Here is a 2,273-nt window from a genome sequence, read left to right as displayed (position 1 = left end):
ACTAGACGAGGCCATGAAATATGCTATTCCAAACCTTGCAACCAGAAGCAAAATCGGACAGTACCCAAGGCTTTATATTAGAACTGAATATATGGACAAAGAAACTATATTAGGAGATTATAGGGACTATATTGAATTAAGAGAAAACGTCCCAAATATTAGAGATATAAATGAATGTTCATTAATAATAGATAGATTAGTTAAACTATTGAATGAAAATAAAGAAAAAATAAAGAATTTGTATTACTTTGCGGATGAAAAGTTGGAGCTAATTTTAGATGGCCAACAGGTGAAGTTTGAGGGGGCTTTCAAGGACTTACCACTAAAACAGATAAAGTAAGGTGATGATTATGGCGATAGTTATATTTGATTTGTGGGGCAAATTTGCCCACTTTAGAAAGTTCTATACTAATTCTTCCTCATTATCCTATTCGGTACCTCCTAGAACTACCATAGAAGGGATCATTGCTGCTTTGCTTGGCTATGAAAGGGATAGTTACTATGAGATATTAGATGCAGCTAACTTACATGTAGCAGTTAGGAAAATGGGAAGAACTAGAAAAGTAATGCAATCTATCAACTATATGAAAGCTACCAGCTCAGGTGAGTTAAACTCACCAAAAGAGCATACCCAGATTCCTTTTGAATTGCTAGTTGGAGATAACAATATTCGTTATAGATTTTACATAACCCATGAAGACAAAGAAATATTAGATGAAATAAGTAAAAGAATCATGAAGAATAGACCAGTGTTTCCCCTTTATTTTGGCAGTGCTCCTTTTAGCTGCTATATAGATTTCATAGATAAATTAGAATGGATATGGAATGAGAGCAATGAGTATGTGGCCATCTCTACAGTCCTTAATAACGATAAAATTCAAGATATAGATATTAATAATATGGAAGGCTATTTAATTAAGGAGAGGATGCCGAGGGATTTTGGTGAAGATAGAACAATCGAGGAAGTAACAACCTATATTTACGAAGACGAAGGGAAGTTTCTAAAAGCTAAAATTGATGGTAAATATGCCAGACTTTCCAATGGGGAAAATATAGTATTTCTATAGAATGAAGGTGGTAAGCATGAAATATTATTCCCATCCAGGGAAATTAATGATAAAACATTTAATTGAAGTTAGGGATATTTCTAAAGCACAGGTTCCAGATGAATATAGAGAAGCCTATGAAATAATATCCTTATGTCACGATTTTGGGAAATACACTACTTATTTTCAAGAATATTTGAGGAATAAGAAAAAAACCAATTTATCAAATCATGGATTTATATCTGCTGTATTTGGCGGATATATAGGCTTAAAACGATATGGGGAAGGGAATATCCTTCCCTTGATTATATACAATACAATTTTACATCATCATGGTAATTTAGAAAGCTTTTCAACTAATTTACCAAGTAAATTCAAAGATGTGTTAAGGACAAATTTTCCTATTAAGGTAGTGGAGAAAATAGATATAGGATATAAGCAAATAGAGAATATGAATAAAAATATGGAATTTATAAAGCCAGATATGGAAAACCTTAATCTCCTACAGGAATTTGAAGAATTTATTTTAAAGGAAAATATTTTAGAAAACACATTAGCAAAACTTAGAAGATTGGACTTGTTGTCTGTAAGAAGCTTAAAGTCTCACCAGAACTATTTTATACACCAAATATTATATTCAGCTTTAATTTCTGCAGATAAAATAAGTGCTTCAAATACTTTTACTCCTAAAGAAATGTATGGAAATTTTGAAACATTAAATGCTATTAGAGAAAAGAAGTTTGGAAAACCCACTAATGATATAAACCAAATTAGAACGGAAATCTTTGAAAAGGTATTAAAGAAGGTAGAACAGAATTACAATAAATCCAATATATTTTCTATAACTGCTCCGACAGGTACAGGAAAAACTGTTACAGGTTTTTTTGCAGCTTTAAAGTTGAATGAAATGCTTGGAGGAAATAGAAGGATAATATATTCATTGCCCTTTACATCCATTATAGAACAAAATTACGATGTATTATTTGATATATTTAATGATGTAGATAATTTTCAAAGGAATTTTAGTAGTTATATTGTTAAACACCATAATTTGTCAACAGTAGAATATGAGAGTGAATATAGAGATTATACCAAAACGGAAGCAGAATTGTTAATAGAGAATTGGTCTAGCGGAGTAGTAGTTACTACTTTTGTTCAACTTCTAGAGACTCTTGTAGGTTCTAGAAATAGAATGCTAAAAAAATTTAACTCTATAAAAGATTCGAT

General features: G+C 30.9%; 3 protein-coding genes. All 3 read left to right on the top strand.

The window, feature by feature from the left end; all coding sequences use genetic code 11:
* On the top strand, nt 1-340 hold a 340-nt coding region (locus tag VK998_RS10570; protein WP_325228091.1), incomplete at its 5' end, for a hypothetical protein.
* 10 nt (nt 341-350) lie between these two features.
* Nucleotides 351-1,067 (top strand): type I-B CRISPR-associated protein Cas5b, encoded by a 717-nt coding sequence (gene cas5b / locus VK998_RS10565; RefSeq protein WP_236910642.1) that lies wholly within the window; start codon nt 351-353, stop codon nt 1,065-1,067.
* A 16-nt stretch (nt 1,068-1,083) separates the two neighbouring features.
* On the top strand, nt 1,084-2,273 hold a 1,190-nt coding region (locus VK998_RS10560), incomplete at its 3' end, for a CRISPR-associated endonuclease Cas3'' (RefSeq protein WP_325228090.1).

This window comes from Schnuerera sp. (assembly GCF_035459645.1).
Lineage (GTDB): Bacteria > Bacillota > Clostridia > Tissierellales > Tepidimicrobiaceae > Schnuerera.
The sequence above is the reverse complement of the archived record's forward strand: the minus strand, read 5'-3'. Positions and strand labels throughout refer to the sequence as shown.

Coding starts and splice junctions, on each gene's coding strand:
- cas5b (WP_236910642.1), top strand. CDS start 351: ATGGCGATAGTTATATTTGATTTGTGGGGCAAATTTGCCCACTTTAGA.